Origin of the sequence: Sporanaerobacter sp. (assembly GCF_047830725.1) — a bacterium.
GTDB lineage: Bacteria > Bacillota > Clostridia > Tissierellales > Sporanaerobacteraceae > Sporanaerobacter.
In genome coordinates this window covers 1,213,056-1,234,742 of the sequence record NZ_CP181252.1, presented here as the reverse complement: position 1 = coordinate 1,234,742, position 21,687 = coordinate 1,213,056, and the positions used below count along the sequence as shown (strand labels likewise).

The window sequence follows — 21,687 nt, the reverse complement described above, 5'->3', positions numbered from 1 at the left end:
GACGATGATGTAATTAGCCGTTTCAATTCCTTATAGGTAGTCTAGAATCAGATTTATGATGATTTTCAGAAAGTCCAACTAGTAGAGTTTCAATTCCTTATAGGTAGTCTAGAATCTTACTTATATATTATATAAGATAATCACTTTTATAGTTTCAATTCCTTATAGGTAGTCTAGAATCGAATTATTAAGGAGGTTAAGTAATGATTAAAGTAGTGTTTCAATTCCTTATAGGTAGTCTAGAATCATGCACACCATACACACTTCTCAACCCTAGTATCCATGTTTCAATTCCTTATAGGTAGTCTAGAATCCGTAGAAGATATTAAGAATTTAGAAATAGATTTGGTGTTTCAATTCCTTATAGGTAGTCTAGAATCGTGAACTATTGTTATATAGTCTGCTATCCTCTTTATAGTTTCAATTCCTTATAGGTAGTCTAGAATCCTTCATAGCATCAAAAGCTCCACTCTCCCCTATCTGGGTTTCAATTCCTTATAGGTAGTCTAGAATCCTATCATAAATAAAAACATATTGCAACCCTTTTTTAGTTTCAATTCCTTATAGGTAGTCTAGAATCCTTGGGAAAAGTAAAAGAGAGGTATACAAGGCAGGAGGGTTTCAATTCCTTATAGGTAGTCTAGAATCCTTAAAACTTTTCAACTATTTTTTATATTTAGAGTGTTTCAATTCCTTATAGGTAGTCTAGAATCGTTAATACTGTAAAGTCTTTTTGTCGGAGAAATGAGTTTCAATTCCTTATAGGTAGTCTAGAATCACTAAATCAGTAGATATAACATTATCAACTTTTACTAGTTTCAATTCCTTATAGGTAGTCTAGAATCCATCTTCCCACATAAAAATATTGCTACCTTGATTAGAAGTTTCAATTCCTTATAGGTAGTCTAGAATCCTACAATATAATAATAACATTCTAAAAGTGCATACAAGTTTCAATTCCTTATAGGTAGTCTAGAATCCTACTTTTAAGGCTATATAAGCTACTATTTCATCCAAGTTTCAATTCCTTATAGGTAGTCTAGAATCGGAGCAAGTTTCTTTGGAGCTAGTAAGCCAAGTTTATGTTTCAATTCCTTATAGGTAGTCTAGAATCATATTTGTCAAAATCGTTTATATTTTTTACTTCGCTAGTTTCAATTCCTTATAGGTAGTCTAGAATCAGCTAAAATAAGCAGAAAATAGGATATAAATGGAAAGTTTCAATTCCTTATAGGTAGTCTAAATCCATCATCAATGAGTCCATGCTGTTCTAAATCCCACTCGGGTTTCAATTCCTTATAGGTAGTCTAGAATCTTTTATTATCGAAAAATTTACTGCTTACTTTAGGCTGGGTTTCAATTCCTTATAGGTAGTCTAGAATCTAATTCATAAAGTTTCAATTCCTTATAGGTAGTCTAGAATCTAGTTATAATAATGGCTTATAAGAAGAGGGAAAGTTTCAATTCCTTATAGGTAGTCTAGAATCTAATTACACACCTTGATATTACTACATTCTCTCATTTTTGTCAATGTCATAAAATCAGTTTTATTTATTACGTAAACTTAATATTTTTTCTTATAACTATTGCAACTACTCAATTCAGACAAAAAATAATTTGTCGTCGATCTCCAGGGGTTTTTGCACTATTATAGGTCGACGACAAATTATTTTTAACAATATCTATAAAAAATTATCCTCTCCACCCTTTTTTATTCCCATTATTTCTACATTTGAATATTTTGTAGTCCTAAAACTATATATAATGATAGAATCCTGTTCATAATTGATTATCCTTCCTAATTCTACTTTCAGCTTTGTCAAATTTGCCTCCGATATTTGACCTTCAAACACGGAATTTTGTACCCAATACAAATATTTTCTACAAGTTTTTAAAACTTTTGCAACCCTTTTTTCTCCAATATCATACACAAGTATCACAAACAAGCCTCTTCACATCCTCTACCATCTTGAAATATAAGGTTCATAGCTAGCTTCACCAATAAAATGTTTTTCCAACTTGTACAACTCTAGTCTAATCAATCTTCTATATGATACACTCCTTCCCAATTCTCTATGCTGTATAGTAGTTACTAATCTTTTATCAAATTCCTGAACAAAAGTTTTTCTGCCTTTTTCTTTTAATAAAATTCCTCCTAAGTCTTCTTCAAAATCATTTTTTGTAATCATTTTTTTGCTTAAAAGTGTAAAGATAATCCTATCTATGATTATTGGTTTAAATATTTCGGCTACATCTAAATTTAGTGTAAACCTTCTAAAATTAGTTGAATGTAAATAACCAATTCTAGGATCCAAATGGGTTTTATATATCTCACTCAATATCAATACATATAAAATTGAATTCCCAAAACTAATCATAGCATTTAATTGATTTTTCGGCGGCCTTCTAGTCCTTTGTTCAAATATAAAATCATCATTATCTATAATTGTATTAAAACCCTTATAATAAATATCCCTTATATTCCCTTCTATTCCCATCAATTCACCTATATTGGTACAACATGAAATTCTATCTTGCAAAGAAATAATACTCTCCTCTATATGTTGTAAATCTTTGTCTCTATTTTTATAATATCTAATTACATTTAGTATATTTTTACTACTTCCCTCTACAAATTTACTAGCAATTAAAAGTCTTTTATCTTCATCTAAATAATTTTCAGCTTGCTTAAGTATCATATAACCAGAATTGTAATGTTCACGTGGATAATAGGTTCCTGTATAATATCCATAATAATTGAAAAAATGCAACAAAATTTCTTTTTGTGACATGAATTCCAATAAACTCTTATTTAAACTTACTTCTCCAAATATAAATATATCATTTATATCTTCTATAGGAAAATATTTTTTCCCTTCATTTGTTTCAAAGCATAAAGTATTATCTTTCCTCTTTATTTCTCCATCATTGAAAACATATAATGTTTTCTTCATATTTTCACCTTCCTTAAGACCAGCAAAATTCTCTATAGGCACATTTATTACAGAAATTAATTTTTATTGGTTTTGGCGGAAATGGTCCATAACAAATCTTAATTATATCTTTCTCCGCTTCTTCCAATTTCTTAACTAATTCCTTTGTTAACTCAATTTCCTCTCTCTTTTTTTCTTTAGGAAACATTAGAGTGCCTTTCGCTGTTATGCCATTTCTCTCTAATTGCAATAAATAATAGGCTAATTGATTTCTAGCGCTTTCAATATATCTTGAACTTTTCTTCATTTCTCCAATCATTACATACCCATCTTTTTCTTCCACTATATCAACTTTTATATTGCCAATAGATACTTCTTTTGTTTTTCTGCCATAAGAGTTTTCATGAATAAACCTTCCCAAATCAATATTTTCGTCATCTTCATCTGGAGATATACTATGGGCCATCAACCATACTTCCCTTTTGCAAACATAATAGTACCAAATCAAGGTTCCATTCACATTTAAATCTCCCAATTATTTCACCACCATATCTAATCATAGTTAAATAATAAAGCCCTTTCCACTCTCATCTATAAACCCAGTCTCCTCATCATAATACTGATCTTTTTGATTAAGTGGTATCCAAAATAGTGAAGAATCAACATCTCCCCTAGCTTTAAATTCTATAGGTTTATTTTTTATCAATTTAGTAACCCTAATTTGGATAATATAATCATTCATTTTTGTCATAATAGTCCTTATAATAGCTTTCCTTTGGAAAACACCGAGCTCACCCTTTACATCTTTATAATCGTCACCTAATACAGGTACTAAATCATATTCAAATTGATTTTCATATTTAAGCAATGCTTCATAGGCATTTGCTAACTCGCTAGCATATTCATCCATTTCCACAAATACATCGAATACTTCGCCAATATTATCTATAAGTTTAAACTCATCTAAAGCATCAAAGTCTAATTTCATTATTCCTTCATCCCAAATAAATCTTGACTTATCTGATATGTCTCTTTTCAATGCTAAGTTATAGTATTGGTCAATCAATTCTCTATACTCTTTTTCTGGAATTTCTTCCTTACCTTTAAGTAAATCCAAAGTTGATTGTCTATGAGAAAGATTATAAATATAATGATTATCTTTTTCTAATTGTACAATGTAAACCGGAAAATTTTCTCCTTTTTCCCCCTCTCTATTTATTCGACCTGCTGTCTGAATCAAGGAATCTAAAGGTGCAAAATCTCTAAATCCCATATCAAAATCCAAATTCACCCCTGCTTCAATTGTTTGAGTTGAAACCAATATAACCGGCTCATTTCCATCAAGCATTCCTTTTACTTCAGCTATTACATCCCTTCGCTTTTTAGGAATGATATTTGTAGAAAGATAATAAATATGTGTATCATACTCTCGCTGTTCTAATTCATCTTTAAGTTTCCTATAAATCTCAATACTACGACTTATTGTATTTACAACAATTACTGCCGATTTACTTTCCTCCCATTTTTCGAAAAACATTTCTATAAATTCTTCAGTATTTATTCTTCTATCCAACATAGGAATAAATTTAGTCCTATCAAGTCCCTCAAAATATTTTTCATTGTTTGGCAATAACTCTTTCCTCGCAGAGTTTTCCATAACAATGTTATTTTCAGAAAGAAGCATATCCCCAAATTCCAATAGTTTAGGCTGTGTTGCACTCATTAAAATAAATCTAGTACCATAGTATTTACTTATCATTTGCAATGTTGCTCCAATAAGAGGCATATAATCTTCAGGTATTGCTTGAACCTCATCTAATATAACTATACTTCCTGCTAATTTATTTATTTTCTTTAAAGGTTTATTGTGACCTGTAAAAAGAGAGTGGAAAAGTTGCACAAATGTTGTTAGTATTACATCTCCATCCCAGGATTCTGTTTCTAGCAAAGCCTTATCTATGGCGGTTTCTTCATAAGAAGCAATTCTAGAGGAAAAATCCGCCAGCCTATGATGAACTACTATTTTGGCCTGATTTGCCAACGCCTTTTCGTATTCCCCTACATTTTGTTCAATAATATTTATAAAAGGTATAGCAGTTATTATTCTAGGAGTATATTCTTCGACTTCTTGAATTCTTTCTTGCAATTTTAAAGCACATTGCAAAGATGACAATGTTTTTCCAATCCCCGTAGGTGCTGTAAGAATAAAAAATTTAATATTTTTTATATCTTCATCTTCTAAACTATTTATAGTCCCTAACATCTCAATTCTTGCTTTTTCCCTTTTGTCTATTAAATCAATTTTTCCATTCTCGCCACGGATTGATTTCAAATATTTCGTCACATTATCTGAAGAAATTTCTTTAACTTTATGTGGTGAAATATAAGCAGAATCCAATTTATCAACATCTATGAGAATAGAAAACATATAAATCAATAAAAAATACCATCTAGTATCACTTATCATTCTGTTATTTAACATGAGGGGAATATATTCCATATCTTTCTTGTTATTTTCTAGAGACTTTATATCAAACCAACTTAAAAAATGCTCAAAATCTATTTCTTCTTCAATACCTAAGTCGTGAAAAACATCTTGGCCTTTGTTGTAAAAATGTTCTTCTAATTTTTTTAATTCTTTCCACATATCCCTATCAAATAAATTTTTCGTTCTCAAGGAAGTATGATGGAATCTATCAGATAGATAAGATAAAAAAATAAGCATTTTAAAAGAATTATTTTCTAAATTGTTTTGATTTAAATTGTTTTTCAAAAAATTATAATTACAACAAGCTGAAATATGTGCATGATTCTTAAACTTGCTATTTTTATTTTTGATTAAATAATCTTGGAAATAGTCACTGTATTTTCCTATGTCATGAAAGTATCCCATCCAATAAACTATATCTTTCATCATAAGATTATCTATATCATCAAAATTTACACATGGTGGAACTTGACACATAGATAAAATAGCAACAGAATCTAAATGTTCTTTTAATAGCTGTTTCTCATTCCTTTTTTCATCATAATGTGCATAATACTCCATTTGCTGATCACCTCTTTGTTTAAAAGCATTGGGATTTGTTAAAATCCCAATGCTTTTATCTACTCTAACCATACTATATTTTCTTCATTTTCTAATTTAACAAAAGAATTTACACGAGCGGGAATAGATTTACTATTTATATTTACCAAAACATCCTTCAATCCATTTGGAGTTATTTCCCTCTCTAGATTAAACTCCAAAGGTATTTCTTCTTTTAGTATTCTATATCTTCCTTCCAACATTTTATCCACTTTTATTTCTTGTACCTTTTCTAAGGGTATGGCTGAAGAAAATATTTCCTCGCCTACTTCATTTATTTCCTTTCCTTCTAAAATTTCAATTCCATCAATCCATCCTAAGTTAAAAGCGCTACCTAAAGCAATGGATGTCCCTAAACTTGTATAATAGTCAATTTGTCTTTCCATAAATATTTTCTCAATTTCATCCATAATATTTTTTTCAGTATGATATATCCAAATTTTATAATCTACATAGCTATTTCTAATATTCTGCGGAATAATTAGTTCCATGGGTGTTTGACTGTGATATTCTTGAGAACCGTTTAAATCTTTTGTAACTGATTCCACTTTTAAATAATTCATTTTCTGCATTGTTTTCTTAATAGGTCTACATGAAGCTATGGCTATTTTACATTTATCTAATGAAAAATCTTCATAATATTCATCTCTTTCTATCCCCATAAGCCCCGCTATCATTCCACATACAGTAGTTCTTGGAGGTATAAAATAAGAAAGAGCGGATGAATTAGAATAAAATTTCCTAAAATGAGCCATTTTCCCTTTCAAGTGAAATGAAATTACTTTCATTTTTAACCCTCCACTTTTATAATAGGTGCCCACAAATCCACTTCTTCATATTGTGGCATATTGATTAGTTGTTCTTTGCCTGCAAAAGGATGTTCCCAACCAATGACTTTATCTATATATCCTTTCTTTTTCATTTCATCTAAAGCTGTATTTAACCTACTAAAATCTACTGTTAAGTCCTCTATACTCCTGATATTTTCTCCATATCTAATATCTATAAATCTTCTCAAATCTCCTAAATACCCATCAAAATCTTCTTTATAAAGGATTTCTAAATAAAATAACGGTTCTTGACCTTGTTTACTATCAGTTTGATTAGCCATGATACTTTGTACTAATGATTTTCTAAACAATTCTCTATCTTCTTCAGTCATTCCAGTTCGTTGAGCATTATATTTATTTATAGTGCCATAATGAGCCACTAAAGCATAGTAAAGCTTATACTTTTTCCCAAAAGTAGAATTGTCGTCATTCATTATAGATGTTATAGTGCTAGATTTCACCAATTCAACTGGATGTAGCGAATATCCCCAGCTCATTTGGACAGGGCCTGTGTATGTTCTACTCACTCCTTCTACTGCCATAGCACTTCCAAACAATCTAATATCTATTAAGGATCTTTTTATTATTTCTGTCAAAAATATATTGTTAAATCTCACAAAATCTTTATTCTTCTTTAGCTTATCTTTCTTATCTAAATAAGTCTTTAAAAAATCTTTTTCTTCTCTGAAAACATCTTTCCACTGTTCTTTTAATTTTGGATTGTCTTCAAATAAGCTATTCATTCTTTCTTCATCATTAAGCCAATTATCCCTTATATATTCAAACATCTTGTCCATAGGAACTTTTTGGTCAGATAATGTATCTACAAATATCTGATATCCCTTATTCTTTAAAAAATCTCTTATATCTCTTTTCCTTCTTCCATCACTTACCAATATAGTTGAAGTTTCATAATCCATTCTTGGTTTATTCTCTTGATCTGGATCCCCATTAGGATTAGAAAGAATTGATTGAAAACCAAATAAAAAATCACTATTATTCTTCACTATCATCATTATCTCTCCTTCCACTTTGTCTCAATTTTACTCTAAATCTTCATTTTCTTCTTCAACGGCTTGATTTTGAGCTTCTATTTCTTCTTTGCTTAAATCTGGTGATTTGTTCCCTACCATATAAGAATATCCCGCCATTATATAAAATACATTAGCTTGGTCATTTAGAGACCATTCCTTATCCAATGCTCCAAAATAATAATGGAATCGATTCATAACTGCCTCTGCAAAAAGAGTCATTTTATCGTATTGCCTCAATTTTTCTATTGTATCTTGATATAATCTATAGCTGTCTTTTTCATTCATACCCTGAAACTGTATTTTTTTCAAAATAGGCTTTGTTTTATGTTCTTTTTGAATTTGAGCTATAGCTACTCTATTGACTAAAATACCTAAATAAAACAATGCTTTTGCATCATTGCTAAAACCTTGTTCATCTAGAAACCCTTCTATCTGCATTATAGAAGAATTGATTTTATCTGATGATGTATTTATTTCGTTCAAGATTTCTCCCTCCTCTTTGCATTTTTCAAATACTTCTCTATCTAATATATTGAGCTCCTGACATGTTTTTAAAAGTACTATATAGCCAAATATAATCCTTTTAATAAAAAAGTCTTCATATCCTAAATATCTAGTTATCCCCAAGTTGAAATAATTATCTATTTTAGACTTGCCCAATTGTTTAAGTCCTTTTTCTAAAGCCTCCACTCCATAAGAATATAAAACATCAGCATTGACTTGTTCTCCTGACAATATTGCTTTGTATAAAGATAATACCCTTCCTATATCAATCTGTTCTTTATTCTTATTTACCTTTACAGGAACTAAACCATAAATTGATCCTAAAGACATCTTCTTTATATGTGGTTCTAAGTTTTCCGTACAATCAGCCAATATTTCCATGACATTTTCAAATCTTAAAGTTGGCACATCTTCTATAGTTTCTAGAACTGTAACTGAATTTCCATCTGTCCTATAAAAAACAAAGCTTATAGTGTACAATCCTATATTATCAACATCCTGTACCATATTTATGGTTTTGACCCAATCCTTTGCATCGTTGGTTTTAAACGCTAAATCCACATCTTCTTTCAGTATATTCAAAGTATTATAATTAAATTTCTTTAGTAGCGCTTCTGGTACTACAAATACATCTTCTCCAGCAATTCTAGATTTAAATTCTTTAGAAACTATTTTTTCACCTGATAACAGTTTCTGATAGCATTCACTGCATATATAATAATTGTTAGCTTGCTTGTATTTTTTAAAATACTGAGAACTATTTACGGTTGTTGTAGTAAATATCTTATTTATTCCAGTTCTATCAAAATTTTTAGTATATTCACTTGAAACATCGCTTTTTTCCTTTTTACAAATATAGCAAACTTTCTTTTCCTTTTTATCATCATCTTCTTTATCGCAAACACCCAAATTATTAACCTTTTTTACAACTTCTAAATAATCACTATGTTTAGAAAGCACAATTTCATCCTCATTTTCCAATATAACCTTAGGAACTACTAGTACAAATTTATTATTTTTGTTTTCATCTTCTATAAATAGCCTTACAAAAGCTTCTGGATTGCAACGTTTCCCATCAATATCAATGTTTTTCTTTTCATCCAACTTTATTTCATTTACTTTACCTTCTTTTGCTATGGAAAATTTAGATAAATTTAATTTGCCTTCGCCTTTTTTCTGTCCTAAATATATAAACTTTTTATCTTCTAAGCTTTTTAGTAAACTAGCCAGTTCACTTTTCTCCATATTATATTTGACTAGCATCTGATAAAGATCCCCAAAAACACTACTTAATAGATATTTAATAGATCCCACTTCTCTAGTCAAATAGCATTGTGCTGCAGCTGCTGCATTGTTTCCAAAATAATAATATTCATGAACCGAATTTTGACTTAATTTTTTATCTAATTGAAAATACATTTGATTTTTATATAAATCAAGCACTAAAAATATTACATATGGTTCTTCATCTTCTTTGACTTTTTTTACATTCTTTATTATAGAAGAGAATTCATTTTTATTTTTCTGGGAAACGTTTTCTCCGATGAATGCTGTGATTTTAGGTAAACTCACCCTTTTCACCTCCCCTACTTATTTATTATTTTTATACAACCAAATCCTTGGCTGTTTTTGCTACCTAAGCCAGTGTCAAGACCCATCTGTAACAACGGAATGGGGCCAGTCATAGAAAATTTTCCTGTGTAACCTTTTATAACTGTTTGTTTATAATTCATAACTGATAACTTAGGACGATTCAAAGATTTTATTACAATATCTCCATCTGGAGGACTCTGCTTATAGAATGCTTCATATTTTTTCCGCAAATTTTTTTCTAGTAATTTATTAAATTCTGACTCCCCAGGCTGGAAATAACAGGTGAACTTCTTCCCATTAGCTTTAAACAATGTACTATAAATAACTATAGGAGATAAAGTATGAAATTCTATATGTTTTTTAGTAACAACTTCTTTTTCCAATGTTACTTCTTTAATTTTTATATAGTTATTTCCTAGTTGAGCTTTTTCTTTCGTCAAGAAGTTGTTACCAATTGAATTGCAAAATTCCTCAAATGGCGAGGCAATCGTCAAGGATACAGGTCCTTGAAATATAATTTTGCTATTATTTTTGTCTAAGGTGTAATTTCCATTCAGCCTAGAAAATGTAAACATTTTAAAAGATCTATTCCCTTTTAGAAAACCTTCGTCATGAAGAAAACTTGATAAATTATCATTAAGTAAATTATAAATCATACCCTGAACCATATGATTATATTGTAGCGGTAAAATTAATTTTTCTTCTTCAGACACGAAAGTTATAGTTTCTTTTATTTTCATCACCCCACTTTGAATATTTTTAATACTTAAATATATTATCTAACCACCCTATTTATATAGGCAAGCTTTTAAAATATAAATTCGTTACATGAATGGCATTTTTTAGAAAATTTATACTCATATATTAATTTTTCATTGTCGATAAACAATTATCGTTTTTTATCTTCTTCCGTAAAATCACTTCTTTTTGTCAATGGGCCTCACCCTTTCTTAATGTGATTTTAACATGTTATTTATCAACCTAATTCATATTTTTCTTGTCAACTCTTCTTTATAATATTGATTTATTCTCGATTCAAATGTATTATATAATATATAATACATTACTTATTAAGGTTTGAAATTGTGATTTTAATATATTATTTATAGTCTACCTATAAGGGATTAAACAGGCACATGGATAGTTTTCATTTTTATACTTCTACATATTTCCAAAAAATCCTTCTATTTTTTCACATATATACAATTATATCTGATATTTTCAAGAGCTTATACTATAAATGGTATAGGCTCATACTTTTTTCACATAAAAAGCCTCTTTTAGTTCAATGGAATTATTGACAAAACCATATACCAAAAGGGTCCTTTTTCATGTATATAAATAATATATAAAATAGTACAAGTAATTGGTAGTAATATCCTAAATATACTTGTTAATGGAAGTATTATGCTTAAAGCGACCCAATTCCCAAATGAAATGGTGACTTACTTTTATATAACGTAAACAATTCCTCATAGGTAATCTAGAATCCGATCATAGCTTGTACTATATGATTATATTCAATTGGGTTTCAATTCCTTATAGGTAGCCTAGAATCAATTGTACCCCTTGATATTACTATATTCTCTCATTTTTGTCAATGTAATAAAAATAGCCTTATTTGTTACATGAATTTAGTATTTTTTCTTATAACTATTACAATTACTCAATTTTGTCAAATGTGCTTCTGATGTTTCGCCTTCCATTTTTATATATCCCCCTATCACCAATACAGATCCGCTGGTTCTCCTGTGACCAGAAAAATGATTATGTACAATACCAATGCTATAACTCCAATTATGAGAGATGCTCTACAATAGTTTTTCTTGTTTTCATTTACATTCCCACCAAAACCCCAAACAAAGAGCATGACTATGTTGACAATAGGTATAGCCAATATAAGTTCTGTAGCGAACCAATCTTTTACACTCATGACATCGTCATAATCCCTAGTTTCGTTATAGTAGTTTCTATTGTTCGGTTCCACAATACTCCCCCCCTTACTTTGCTTACATTATATTATATGCAGCCTTAAGGTTTCAAGTTCAACTATATTTCCAAAACTCCTCTATTTGTCTCTTTAGGTTTTCCAAATTCCTTGCCTTCTTATATTTCATCCATTCCTTAGGAAATAATCTCTTGTACTTATGTGTAGTAAATCTGTCATCTATAAGTAGAACAACTCCCTTATCTTTTTCTGTTCTTATGACTCTGCCTGCAGCCTGAAGTATTTTGTTCATTCCTGGATACATATATGCATATTCATATCCCAGTTTGTTTTTTTCATCAAAATAGTTTCTAATTATATTTCTCTCAAGGCATATTTGAGGAAGACCTACCCCTACAATTATAGCTCCTATGAGTTTGTCTCCTGTCAAATCTATTCCCTCTGAAAATATTCCTCCAAGTACAGCAAAGGCTACTCTAGTTTCATTGTCATCTTGAAATTCTTTCAAAAAATCTTCCTTTTCACTTTCCCCCATGGATGAACTCTGAATGATTGTATTTATATTTTCATTTCTTTCTTTGAATATTTCATACACCCTCTCCATATATACATAAGAAGGAAAAAATACAAAATAATTTCCCTCTTTGCCTTCTGCAACAATTTCTATATATTTAGCTATATCTAAATAGCTATTTTCTCTATCTTTGTATCTAGTAGATATATGGTGAGCTATAAATAAAGACAAATTTTTCTCATCAAAAGGTGAAGGTATTTTCATTGTATAGTCTTCTTCAGCACCACCCAATATTTCTTTAAAATATTCCAAGGGAGTAAGCGTTGCTGAGAAGAATACAGCACTTCTCCCTTTTTTTAAAGTCTCACTCAATAGATGGGACGGGTCTAGACAAAAAAGTTTCAATTTTATATCTCCATCTACTTTTTCTCCATAGGTTATAAATTTCTCATCATATATCTCCCATATTTTCACAAATCCTACGAGATTAAAATATATATCTAGTATTTCCTTATATTTTTCATCTTCTTTGTTCTCCAAAAGCCAAGGTTCCAATTTCTTCATTAGTCTTTCTATTGGCAAAATTATTTCATCCATTCCTTCTTTTCGCACAAAATAGTTTTCATCATTGTACCATTTTTTAGTCTCAAGCATGAAACTATTGATTTTGCCAAAAGCTTTAGAAAGCCTCGGCTCTCTTTCTTTGAAATATCTTTTGTATTCTAAAAAAGGCTTTTTATGTATTTCTATAGAGTACATTTCTCTTGCTCTGTCTACTAAATTGTGAGCTTCATCCACTAGAAATATGAAATCTTCCCTTCCCTCTTGAAAAAATCTTTTTAAAGACACCATAGGATCAAATACATAATTGTAGTCACATATGATACAATCCGCAAAAATACATAAATCCAGAGACAATTCAAAAGGACATACATTGTGCATTTTTGCATAGTATTCCACTACTTCTCTAGTGATGATATCTTCATTTTCCAGTACCTCCATTATAGTTTCATTGATTCTATCGTAGTGTCCCTTGGCATAAGAGCAACAATTTGGATCACAGTTTACTTCATTATTTAAACATATTTTTTCTTTTGCTGTGAGAACCATGGCCTTTAATCTAAGTCCTTTGGATTTCATAGTCTCTATTGAATCTAGAGCTACCTGCCTAGTTATAGTTTTGGCTGTAAGATAAAATATTTTATACCCAATTCCCTCTCCTAAGGATTTGATTGAAGGAAAAAGAGTAGATATAGTCTTTCCTATTCCTGTAGGGGCCTGTACAAATAAATTCTTTTCATCCAGTATAGTATTGTATGCTGCTATCGCTAGTTCTCTTTGGCCTTTCCTGTAATCATCATAGGGAAAATTTAGTTTTCTAATAGAATCATCCCTTATATTGGTCCAATCTAAAGTGAAACTTATCCATTTCAAGTATTTATCTATAAGGAAATAAAAGAAGCTTTCCAATTCTTCCATAGAAAAACTTTTTCTGAACTTCTTCATCTCTTCTGTATCTAACTGATAATAGGTAAGATTTACATCTAAATCATCTAAATGATTTAATTTTCCATACATATAGGCATAGCATTTTCCTTGAGCCCAGTGCATTTCATTGTAGTCTTCATCTATAAAATCTAAAGCTATAGTAGTAGTTTTTATTTCATCTATGATTATTTTCCCATTTTCTTTAAATATTCCATCAGCTCTTCCTTCTACTGTCATATTGAAATCTTTATATTGAAAAGACTGCTTTAATGTGACTTCTTTGCTATATTCATCTCCATAGGAATTTTGAATTTTTATATGAGCTCTTGTACCTTCAACTGCTCTACTTGTCCCCATAAAGCTAGTATCTAAGTCGCCAGATCGAAGAACAAATTCAATTAAATTTCTTACAGATACTTTTATTTCCTTTTTCATATCAAGTTTCTCCTTATTTCTGTTCTAATGATATATTATCATTTTTCATAAATAATCACAAAAATATTAAATATTTAGAAAACGTTTACAACCGCTACTTTTTAATATAAACTATAATTGTTGAAAATTTTATTGGAGGGATTTGAATGAACAATTTTAATACTATGCTAGAAAATTATGCACGCCTTGCAGTAAAAGTAGGAATCAACATTCAAAAGGGACAAAAGCTTGTAGTGAATTCCCCTATTGAATGTGCTGATTTTGTCAGACTTGTAGCAAAATATGCTTATGAAGAAGGTGCAAGTGATGTATATGTAGAATGGCATGATGAAGAATTGCTACTTATGAAATACATGAATGCACCTATGGAAGTATTTGAAAAGTTTCCAAAATGGAAAGCCGACGGTTTTGCACAAATGGCTGAAGAAGGAGCTGGTTTTTTATCTATTGCAGCATCAAATCCAGAACTTCTAAAAGATGTGGATCCAGCAAAGATTGCTGCAAGCAACAAGTCAAGTTCTACAGCTATGAAGAAATTTAGAGAATATACTATGGGCAACAAAAATTCTTGGTGCGTAATCTCAATACCTACAAAAGACTGGGCTACCAAAGTATTCCCAAATGTATCAGAGGATGAATCTATAGAAAACTTGTGGGAAGCTATATTTAAAACTGTAAGAATAGATAAAGAAGACCCTGTGAAAGCTTGGGAAGAACATTTAGAGAATGTAAATGAAAAAGTTAAATTCTTAAATGAAAAGAAATTTAAAACTCTTCATTATACTTCTTCCAATGGAACAGATTTGACTATAGAATTGCCTGAGGGACATATATGGGCTGGTGGTGGAGAAAATACTACTGGTGGTGTATATTTTGTTGCAAATATGCCTACTGAAGAAGTTTTCACCATGCCTAAAAAAACTGGAATCAATGGAGTAGTTGTGAGCACTAAACCACTTAACTATGGCGGAAATTTAATAGACAATTTTAAATTAACTTTTAAAGATGGAAAAGTAGTAGATTTTGAAGCAGAAAAAGGATATGAAACATTGAAGCATCTATTGGACACAGATGAAGGAGCTCGTTATTTGGGAGAAGTTGCATTGGTTCCATATGATTCTCCAATATCCAATTCAAATATACTATTTTACAATACACTATTTGATGAAAATGCTTCTTGTCATCTTGCTTTTGGTATGGCTTATCCAACTTGTATCGAAGGTGGCAATGATATGAATGAAAAAGAAAAAGAAGCTCACGGTGTAAACACATCTCTTGTCCATGTAGATTTCATGATAGGAGCTAGTGATTTAGATATAGTTGGAGAAACTGAGAACAAAGAAAAATTCCAAGTATTTAAAAATGGCAACTGGGCTTTTTAACTAAATTCATAAAAAGACCTTGGGTTAAACCCAAGGTCTTTTTATGAATTAAAAACTTTTGTTTTTTTAAGTGCCACACTCAAAATCACTGCTACTACTGCTCCAAATAGCCCTTGCACAATATTTCCTGGTACACCTGCTATAGCAGCTTCTCTCCCATACATAAATATCTCTGCTATATAATATCCAAAAGCCATCCACACTCCTCCAATAGCAGTAGGAACAATTGGCGCCTTTTGACCCAATTTGGTATTTAAAAGTGCTCCTGCAAAGAAACCTTCAAGACCCTTTACTACAAAAGTAATAGGTGCATAATGAGTATATCCCAAAAGCAAATCTGCAAGGGCTGAGCCCACTCCTCCTACAACAAATCCACCACTCTTACCAAATATAATTGCAGCTAAAAATACTACCATATCGCCAAGATTTAAATATCCTTTTGTAGCTGGTGTAGGTATATGCACTACCATAGTCATGACTGTAGTAAGGGCAATCATGACAGCATATCTTGTCATTAGTTTCAATTTTTCATCCTTCATAGCTATCAGCTCCTTTGCCATATGCATTGTATGGGTACGTTTTTCTTTCTTATTTAAACTGTATCCATATCTATAGTAGCATCTTCGTTACACTTTTTCAAGTAAAAAGTACAAAAAAACTGTCCTAAATTTAGGACAGTTTATATCAAATCATCTTGTATTGAAGTTTTTTCATAAGAATTCATTTCATATTCTTTATCATCAATAGCTTCCAATTCAGCCTTTTTAATAGTCTTATCCAACTTTCTAGACTCTCTTCTCATAAGAAATACAGCTACTAAACTAGAAATAAAGTCTGCTATAGGATATGATAGCCAAATAGCCAATGCTCCTAAATCAAATACTTCTACAAGTAGTATAGAGACTGGCAAAAGTATTATGATCTGTCTAAGTATAGATACAGTAAAAGATTTTTTTGCCTTCCCCAAAGCTTGAAAATAGTATATGGAAACATAATATAAACTTATGAGTGGCAGTACAGACACCATTATCCTAAATGCCTTTACAGCTTCTTTGACAATGTTTTTATCTTTTACAAACATAGATATCAATTGAGGTGTAAATATCATAGTTATAGCCCAAAGGCCTAGAGAAGTAAGTAAAGCATATATGATTGTTTTTCTCACTACTTCCTTAAGTCTTTTATAATTTTCAGCTCCTAGATTATATGCTGCAATAGGTTGCATAGCCGAACTGATTCCAAGCATATTTATAAACATAAACATAGAAAGCTTTGATATAACCCCTAGAACTATAACTCCCATATCTCCTGCATGTCTTAAAAGAAGATTATTTAATATTGCTAAAAGTATTCCATCTTCTGCCTCAACTATAAATGCAGAAAATCCAACAGTAGTTATGTCTTTCCATATATCAGCATTAAATTTAAAACCAAAAGACAATTTGAATTTTTTCTTTACTTCTACAAAATGATAGTAGGCATATATAAAGGAAACAAATTGAGATAAAACTGTAGCAATAGCTGCACCCTTTACCCCAAAATCTAAAAGTACTACAAATACAAAGTCTACAATAGCATTGCAGATAGCTCCTGTCGCTGTACTTTTTAATGCAACCTTTCTATTTCCCAAGGCCATCATAATATATCCTATAGATATAGTTAAGGATTGAAATATACTTCCAAAAACTATTATAGATAAATACTCTCTAGCATACGGCAATATTTGCCCACTTGCTCCCAAACTTTTCAATATACTATCTTTAAATATAAAGATTAAAATAGTTAAAGGAATCATACTAGAAAGAGTCAAGCTAAAAGAATTTTTTATGATCTTCTGTACATTTTTATAATCTTTTTCACCACTACTTCGTGCAATTGCGGTAGAAGAACCTATAGCTATCATCATACTGATAGCGACTATTATTCTCTGAATTGGAAACACAACTACTAGTGCTCCTATCCCATTTCCACCTATAACTCTTCCTACAAAAACAGTATCTACCATATTGTAAAGCTCAGATACTAGTAAGGAGATTATAGCTGGAATGGAGAATTTCATCAAAAGTTTTCCTACATTACCTTTCTCGAATATACTGTCGTTTACCCCATAATAAAACCTCCTGTCAATATAAACCTATTATTATATTAACATTTTTTAGCTTTTGTTTCATTCACTTAAATATCTAATATAGGGTACTTATTTAGGTTCTTAAGAAATGTAGAAAATTCCCAATTCATAAAAAAGTTCTTCATTACCACTATTTGTGTACTTTTTTTAAAATTATCAAGGTTCCGCCGTATTCTTCAACAGTAGCTACTATATTGTGAACAGCACTTTTCTTCCCATAGGATAGTAAAATTTTAGGCCTACTGGAATCCCTTAAAATTTCTAATTCTTTTTTATCTATTCTCTTTGGTCTACCTATAGAATTCCATTTGTCATATGCACAACCACATTTGTTGTTTATATAGTATTTAATCACTCTATAATCATCTTCCATGTTTTTTATATTTATTGAAAATTTTCTTTCTATAGTATTTTTAAGTCCTCTGTTTAAAAAAGCCTCTTCATAAGCAGGAATAAAATCTAAATTTTCACTATGGCTAAATAACAATATTTGATAATCCCCATCTTTTTCTGTGACTATATATTCTTCTCCTTTAGAAACTAAATTGTTCCCTAATTGTGACAATAAAAAATATGCATAATATGAAGACTTCTTTATATAGTTATTAGTCACAAGGCCACTGTCCCCAAAGAAAATTTCATTGTCCATTTTCACTCTATAATCCACTTCATCTACAGCCTTAAATACAGTCAAGTTTTTTTTCTCAATTAGATTATATATGATATATGGAATCATATAAGAAGTATCATATACAGTATTGAAGTCCTGAAAAGTCTTTATCTCTTCACTTTCTATGACCATATCTCTTTTCCAATTTTCATCTAAAATTTCCTCTAATTTTTTTATATACTCTTCACTCATATTTGATGGAATGAAATATTTCCAGCTACAAACTAGGTCTTCTCCATAATAATTCATGAAATAATGAAAAAATTCTTCCAATACAAAAGACATTTCTTCTCTACTATATTTCATTCCCATGTCTATGACAGGAATAAACTCTTGTTTCATTAAAAAACTAATTGCTCTTTGAGTTTCTCTCCAGTTTATAAGTCCTGATGTATCTTTTAAATATGAATATAGGGATTCTTCGAATATTCCATGCAACAATCCATATTTAAAGCCTATCTCCTTTTGAATTTCTTCTATAAGTCTTTTGTTTTCCTCTTTCAACAAATTTTTTACTTGCCCCAAATCTACTATATTTTCTATCTCAACATCCCAAGGCTCCAATTCTTCAAATAAGTCAATGTCCAATCTAATAGTCTTACTTTCATAGTTAAATCTATCGTAATCTTCCAGATAATGGCTAACTGCAGAAAGGGCTTCTTCTAAATCATAGAACTTAATCTTTTTCATCTTCTCCAATTTTTCACTATCCATTTTATATTTCTTTCTATACTGCATAGGAGTAAGTTTGTAATTTGTCTTAAAGTGCTTATTGTAGTATCTTACATGAGAAAAACCAACCTCTTCTGAAATTTCCGATATAGTTTTGTCTGTATCTAAAAGAAGTTTTGTAGATTCTTCTACTCTTATGAGATTTAAAAAGTCGTTAAAACTTCGGCCAAAAGTACTCTTTATTTTATATGAAAGATACTGAGAACTCAAAAATTCTTTCTTTGCTATATCTTGCAAACTCACCTTGTTCATATAATTGTTACTTATATATTTTACAATTCTATGGTATCTTTCAAGTTGAACTTCATCTTCCCTTAAGCTTTCTTCTTCATAAAATAGATAATGAAAATTGTTTAATAAATGGAACATCATGTCCAACAGTTTCTCTTCTACAATATCTTCATAGGCATCATGTTTTTGTACTATTTCACACAATAGCATAGCTAAATACTTTCTCAAAATATAATAGTTCTCATCTTCTTGTATTCCCTCTATTGATGAATTGGTATAAAAAAATACATCTTTTGCATCTTTATAATATTTTTCAAAAAAATTTGGATCTATATTAAATATAAGGACTCTATTGTCTTTGTCCTTACTTTTTAAACTGTGAACTTCATTTGAATTTATAATTTCAATCTCTCTTTCTTCCACATTGTATGTTTCTGTTTCCATTTTTAAATCAATAGTACCTTTGAGTACAAACAATATTTCTATTGAATCATGCCAATGAATTGGATATTCCATGATATTGGCAAAAGCTATATTCAAAGGAAGCCCAGCTATATATTCTGTATATTCCTTTCTCATGATTTTACCCCTTTCTACATATTCAAAAACTGCCAAAACTATGGCAGTTGATTATCTAAATTTATCAATTAAATATAGTATAAACAAATGTGCTGGATAAAAGACATAGAATACATACTTTAAACTGTATCCTCTTTCTCCATTGTATAGCTTTATAAGTAGCAAAGATACTAAACTCAAAGCTTGATTTGAAACAGATAATATATTTTGTAAGCTTAATTTTCCTCCATAAGATGCATATCCAAGGATATTCATACTAGCATACGCTAAATTCAAAATTACTTGATATTTGACTATGTCTTTAAAATCTTCATGATATTTATAAAAAATATATATTGTTAGTACTCCATATATTCCATAGTCGGCACCTATAACTTGTCCAATCAATCCCATCAACCATATATAGTAGCTTTTATTGGTGTTTTCACACATATATATAGCATATAAACCCAAAAACAATGTAAAATATATATTTAGATGATATTTTTCATTGAAAGCCAAATAAAATGGCACTTGGGATATCAGAGCAAATATAAAAAGTCTTTTCATATACTTTTTTACATCACTGGTCTTAAAAAATCCTTCAGATACTAAATACGCAAATATAGGGAATGCTAGTCTGCCTATCATTCTTAACCATTCTACATCTGGAAACAATACTGCCCCTATATGATCTATAAGCATAGTGATAATGGCAATGAGTTTTAATTGAAATGAATTCATTCTTTCCTCCTCAAATTTTTCTATGCTTAAATTTTAACATAAATACAAAAAATATAAAAGCTCCAAGTTTGTGGAGCTTAATAAAGACCGTTACTGTTAAAATACTCTTTATATTCCATATCACTCTTTAAGATATGATTTTCAATCCAATTTGCTATAAAAGTTATGAGTTCCATACTTACTTTTTTCTGTTTTTCATCTACTTCTTCTTGACTTATAGATGTGATTTTCTCAATAAATCTCGCATGCTCTATTTTTTGTTTTTGATAATTTTCATATCCATATTGTTTCATAAGCTCTTCTTCATAACCAAAATGATAGATAGCATATCTCCTAAGTTCAGATAATATTTCCATTATTTCATCATATCTATCTACATTGTCTTTTGCTGAAACAATAGTATACAATTTTGACCCCAAATTAAAAAGTTCCTTGTGTTGTTCATCAATCTTTTCTACATTTACACTAAATTCATCTCTCCATTTAAACATAAACAATCGCCTCCAAATTTTTTTATACCCTAAAAATCTAGAAGTTAACCCTTTATTTTTCCCTATGATGGAGGCCTAAAAGATTAGAAACTGGTATAGTAAATATGATACCTGTCCCTGGATCGTTAAGTCGTCCAGCTTCTACAATAGTATCAAATATAGGTCTATAGGTTTCTTCTTCATGAAGCACAAGTATCACTTCTTTTGAAGCCTCTATATGAATATTTAAAAACTTATTTATTTCGCTTTCTCCAGTTCCTCTACCATACAATATAGTAGCTCCTTTTGCTCCAGCTTTTTTTGCTTTATCTACAATTTTATCTGCCTTTCCCCTTTCAACTATAGCTACAATGCATAGAATATTTTTCATACCCAAGCTCCTTT

General features: G+C 30.1%; 17 protein-coding genes and 1 CRISPR repeat array (1 of these 18 cut by a window edge). Of the genes, 1 reads left to right on the top strand and 16 read right to left on the bottom strand.

The annotated features are described in order from the left end of the window. Window positions 1–1,315: a CRISPR direct-repeat array (repeat unit 30 nt; unit sequence GTTTCAATTCCTTATAGGTAGTCTAGAATC); it reaches 7,925 nt to the left of the window's first position. 367 nt (window positions 1,316–1,682) lie between these two features. The 10 genes from cas2 to ACFWUA_RS05985 form a co-directional block, all read right to left on the bottom strand. Further along, on the bottom strand, window positions 1,683–1,940 hold the full coding sequence (gene cas2, locus ACFWUA_RS06030; RefSeq protein WP_416197167.1) for a CRISPR-associated endonuclease Cas2: 258 nt from the start codon (window positions 1,938–1,940) through the stop codon (window positions 1,683–1,685). A 21-nt stretch (window positions 1,941–1,961) separates the two neighbouring features. After that, window positions 1,962–2,954: a type I-B CRISPR-associated endonuclease Cas1b gene (gene cas1b, locus ACFWUA_RS06025; RefSeq protein ID WP_416197166.1), complete on the bottom strand. Its 993-nt coding sequence runs from the start codon at window positions 2,952–2,954 to the stop codon at window positions 1,962–1,964. Window positions 2,955–2,967: 13 nt separating this feature from the next. Next, window positions 2,968–3,468, bottom strand: a complete 501-nt coding sequence (gene cas4 / locus ACFWUA_RS06020) for a CRISPR-associated protein Cas4 (RefSeq protein WP_416197165.1) — start codon at window positions 3,466–3,468, stop codon at window positions 2,968–2,970. 27 nt (window positions 3,469–3,495) lie between these two features. Next, window positions 3,496–6,054, bottom strand: a complete 2,559-nt coding sequence (gene cas3, locus ACFWUA_RS06015; protein WP_416197164.1) for a CRISPR-associated helicase Cas3' — start codon at window positions 6,052–6,054, stop codon at window positions 3,496–3,498. Next, window positions 6,042–6,809, bottom strand: a complete 768-nt coding sequence (gene cas5 / locus ACFWUA_RS06010; protein ID WP_416197163.1) for a CRISPR-associated protein Cas5 — start codon at window positions 6,807–6,809, stop codon at window positions 6,042–6,044. Before cas5 ends, cas3 begins: the two co-directional genes overlap by 13 nt. A gap of 2 nt (window positions 6,810–6,811) precedes the next feature. Next, window positions 6,812–7,864 carry a CRISPR-associated protein gene (locus ACFWUA_RS06005; protein ID WP_416197162.1) on the bottom strand — a complete coding sequence of 351 codons (1,053 nt, stop codon included), beginning with the start codon at window positions 7,862–7,864 and terminating at the stop codon, window positions 6,812–6,814. Window positions 7,865–7,894: 30 nt separating this feature from the next. Continuing rightward, window positions 7,895–9,961 (bottom strand): TM1802 family CRISPR-associated protein, encoded by a 2,067-nt coding sequence (locus ACFWUA_RS06000; protein WP_416197161.1) that lies wholly within the window; start codon window positions 9,959–9,961, stop codon window positions 7,895–7,897. Between the two features lie 14 nt (window positions 9,962–9,975). Beyond that, the gene (gene cas6, locus ACFWUA_RS05995) at window positions 9,976–10,722 is read right to left on the bottom strand and encodes a CRISPR-associated endoribonuclease Cas6 (RefSeq protein WP_416197160.1); all 747 of its coding nucleotides are present in this window, start codon (window positions 10,720–10,722) and stop codon (window positions 9,976–9,978) included. Between the two features lie 983 nt (window positions 10,723–11,705). Further along, window positions 11,706–11,969 carry a hypothetical protein gene (locus ACFWUA_RS05990; RefSeq protein ID WP_416197159.1) on the bottom strand — a complete coding sequence of 88 codons (264 nt, stop codon included), beginning with the start codon at window positions 11,967–11,969 and terminating at the stop codon, window positions 11,706–11,708. A 58-nt stretch (window positions 11,970–12,027) separates the two neighbouring features. Beyond that, on the bottom strand, window positions 12,028–14,367 hold the full coding sequence (locus ACFWUA_RS05985; protein ID WP_416197158.1) for an ATP-dependent DNA helicase: 2,340 nt from the start codon (window positions 14,365–14,367) through the stop codon (window positions 12,028–12,030). Between the two features lie 146 nt (window positions 14,368–14,513). Between ACFWUA_RS05985 and ACFWUA_RS05980 the strand changes: the two genes are divergently transcribed. After that, complete coding sequence (locus ACFWUA_RS05980; RefSeq protein WP_416197157.1) at window positions 14,514–15,749, top strand: aminopeptidase; 1,236 nt, start codon at window positions 14,514–14,516, stop codon at window positions 15,747–15,749. Between the two features lie 41 nt (window positions 15,750–15,790). On the opposite strand, the gene ACFWUA_RS05975 is transcribed toward ACFWUA_RS05980, so the two are convergent. The 6 genes from ACFWUA_RS05975 to ACFWUA_RS05950 all read right to left on the bottom strand — a co-directional run bounded on the left by ACFWUA_RS05975 (window position 15,791) and on the right by ACFWUA_RS05950 (window position 21,673). Next, window positions 15,791–16,288 carry an ECF transporter S component gene (locus ACFWUA_RS05975; protein WP_416197156.1) on the bottom strand — a complete coding sequence of 166 codons (498 nt, stop codon included), beginning with the start codon at window positions 16,286–16,288 and terminating at the stop codon, window positions 15,791–15,793. 140 nt (window positions 16,289–16,428) lie between these two features. Continuing rightward, complete coding sequence (locus tag ACFWUA_RS05970; protein WP_416197155.1) at window positions 16,429–17,808, bottom strand: MATE family efflux transporter; 1,380 nt, start codon at window positions 17,806–17,808, stop codon at window positions 16,429–16,431. 199 nt (window positions 17,809–18,007) lie between these two features. Then, window positions 18,008–20,089, bottom strand: a complete 2,082-nt coding sequence (locus ACFWUA_RS05965; protein ID WP_416197154.1) for a helix-turn-helix domain-containing protein — start codon at window positions 20,087–20,089, stop codon at window positions 18,008–18,010. Between the two features lie 51 nt (window positions 20,090–20,140). Beyond that, window positions 20,141–20,812, bottom strand: a complete 672-nt coding sequence (locus ACFWUA_RS05960) for a TraX family protein (RefSeq protein WP_416197153.1) — start codon at window positions 20,810–20,812, stop codon at window positions 20,141–20,143. A gap of 77 nt (window positions 20,813–20,889) precedes the next feature. Next, complete coding sequence (locus tag ACFWUA_RS05955) at window positions 20,890–21,303, bottom strand: bacteriohemerythrin (protein WP_416197152.1); 414 nt, start codon at window positions 21,301–21,303, stop codon at window positions 20,890–20,892. A gap of 52 nt (window positions 21,304–21,355) precedes the next feature. Beyond that, window positions 21,356–21,673: a P-II family nitrogen regulator gene (locus tag ACFWUA_RS05950; RefSeq protein WP_416197151.1), complete on the bottom strand. Its 318-nt coding sequence runs from the start codon at window positions 21,671–21,673 to the stop codon at window positions 21,356–21,358. Between the last annotated feature and the right edge of the window lie 14 nt (window positions 21,674–21,687).

What these genes read in the sequence shown, in the direction of transcription:
- ACFWUA_RS05955 (WP_416197152.1), bottom strand. Translation starts at nt 21,303, where the DNA reads ATGTTTAAATGGAGAGATGAATTTAGTGTAAATGTAGAAAAGATTGAT.
- ACFWUA_RS05950 (WP_416197151.1), bottom strand. Translation starts at nt 21,673, where the DNA reads ATGAAAAATATTCTATGCATTGTAGCTATAGTTGAAAGGGGAAAGGCA.
- cas5 (WP_416197163.1), bottom strand. Translation starts at nt 6,809, where the DNA reads ATGAAAGTAATTTCATTTCACTTGAAAGGGAAAATGGCTCATTTTAGG.
- cas3 (WP_416197164.1), bottom strand. Translation starts at nt 6,054, where the DNA reads ATGGTTAGAGTAGATAAAAGCATTGGGATTTTAACAAATCCCAATGCT.
- ACFWUA_RS05965 (WP_416197154.1), bottom strand. Translation starts at nt 20,089, where the DNA reads ATGAGAAAGGAATATACAGAATATATAGCTGGGCTTCCTTTGAATATA.
- ACFWUA_RS05975 (WP_416197156.1), bottom strand. Translation starts at nt 16,288, where the DNA reads ATGAAGGATGAAAAATTGAAACTAATGACAAGATATGCTGTCATGATT.
- ACFWUA_RS05960 (WP_416197153.1), bottom strand. Translation starts at nt 20,812, where the DNA reads ATGAATTCATTTCAATTAAAACTCATTGCCATTATCACTATGCTTATA.
- ACFWUA_RS05980 (WP_416197157.1), top strand. Translation starts at nt 14,514, where the DNA reads ATGAACAATTTTAATACTATGCTAGAAAATTATGCACGCCTTGCAGTA.
- ACFWUA_RS05985 (WP_416197158.1), bottom strand. Translation starts at nt 14,367, where the DNA reads ATGAAAAAGGAAATAAAAGTATCTGTAAGAAATTTAATTGAATTTGTT.
- cas1b (WP_416197166.1), bottom strand. Translation starts at nt 2,954, where the DNA reads ATGAAGAAAACATTATATGTTTTCAATGATGGAGAAATAAAGAGGAAA.
- ACFWUA_RS05970 (WP_416197155.1), bottom strand. Translation starts at nt 17,808, where the DNA reads ATGAAATTCTCCATTCCAGCTATAATCTCCTTACTAGTATCTGAGCTT.
- ACFWUA_RS06005 (WP_416197162.1), bottom strand. Translation starts at nt 7,864, where the DNA reads ATGATAGTGAAGAATAATAGTGATTTTTTATTTGGTTTTCAATCAATT.
- cas6 (WP_416197160.1), bottom strand. Translation starts at nt 10,722, where the DNA reads ATGAAAATAAAAGAAACTATAACTTTCGTGTCTGAAGAAGAAAAATTA.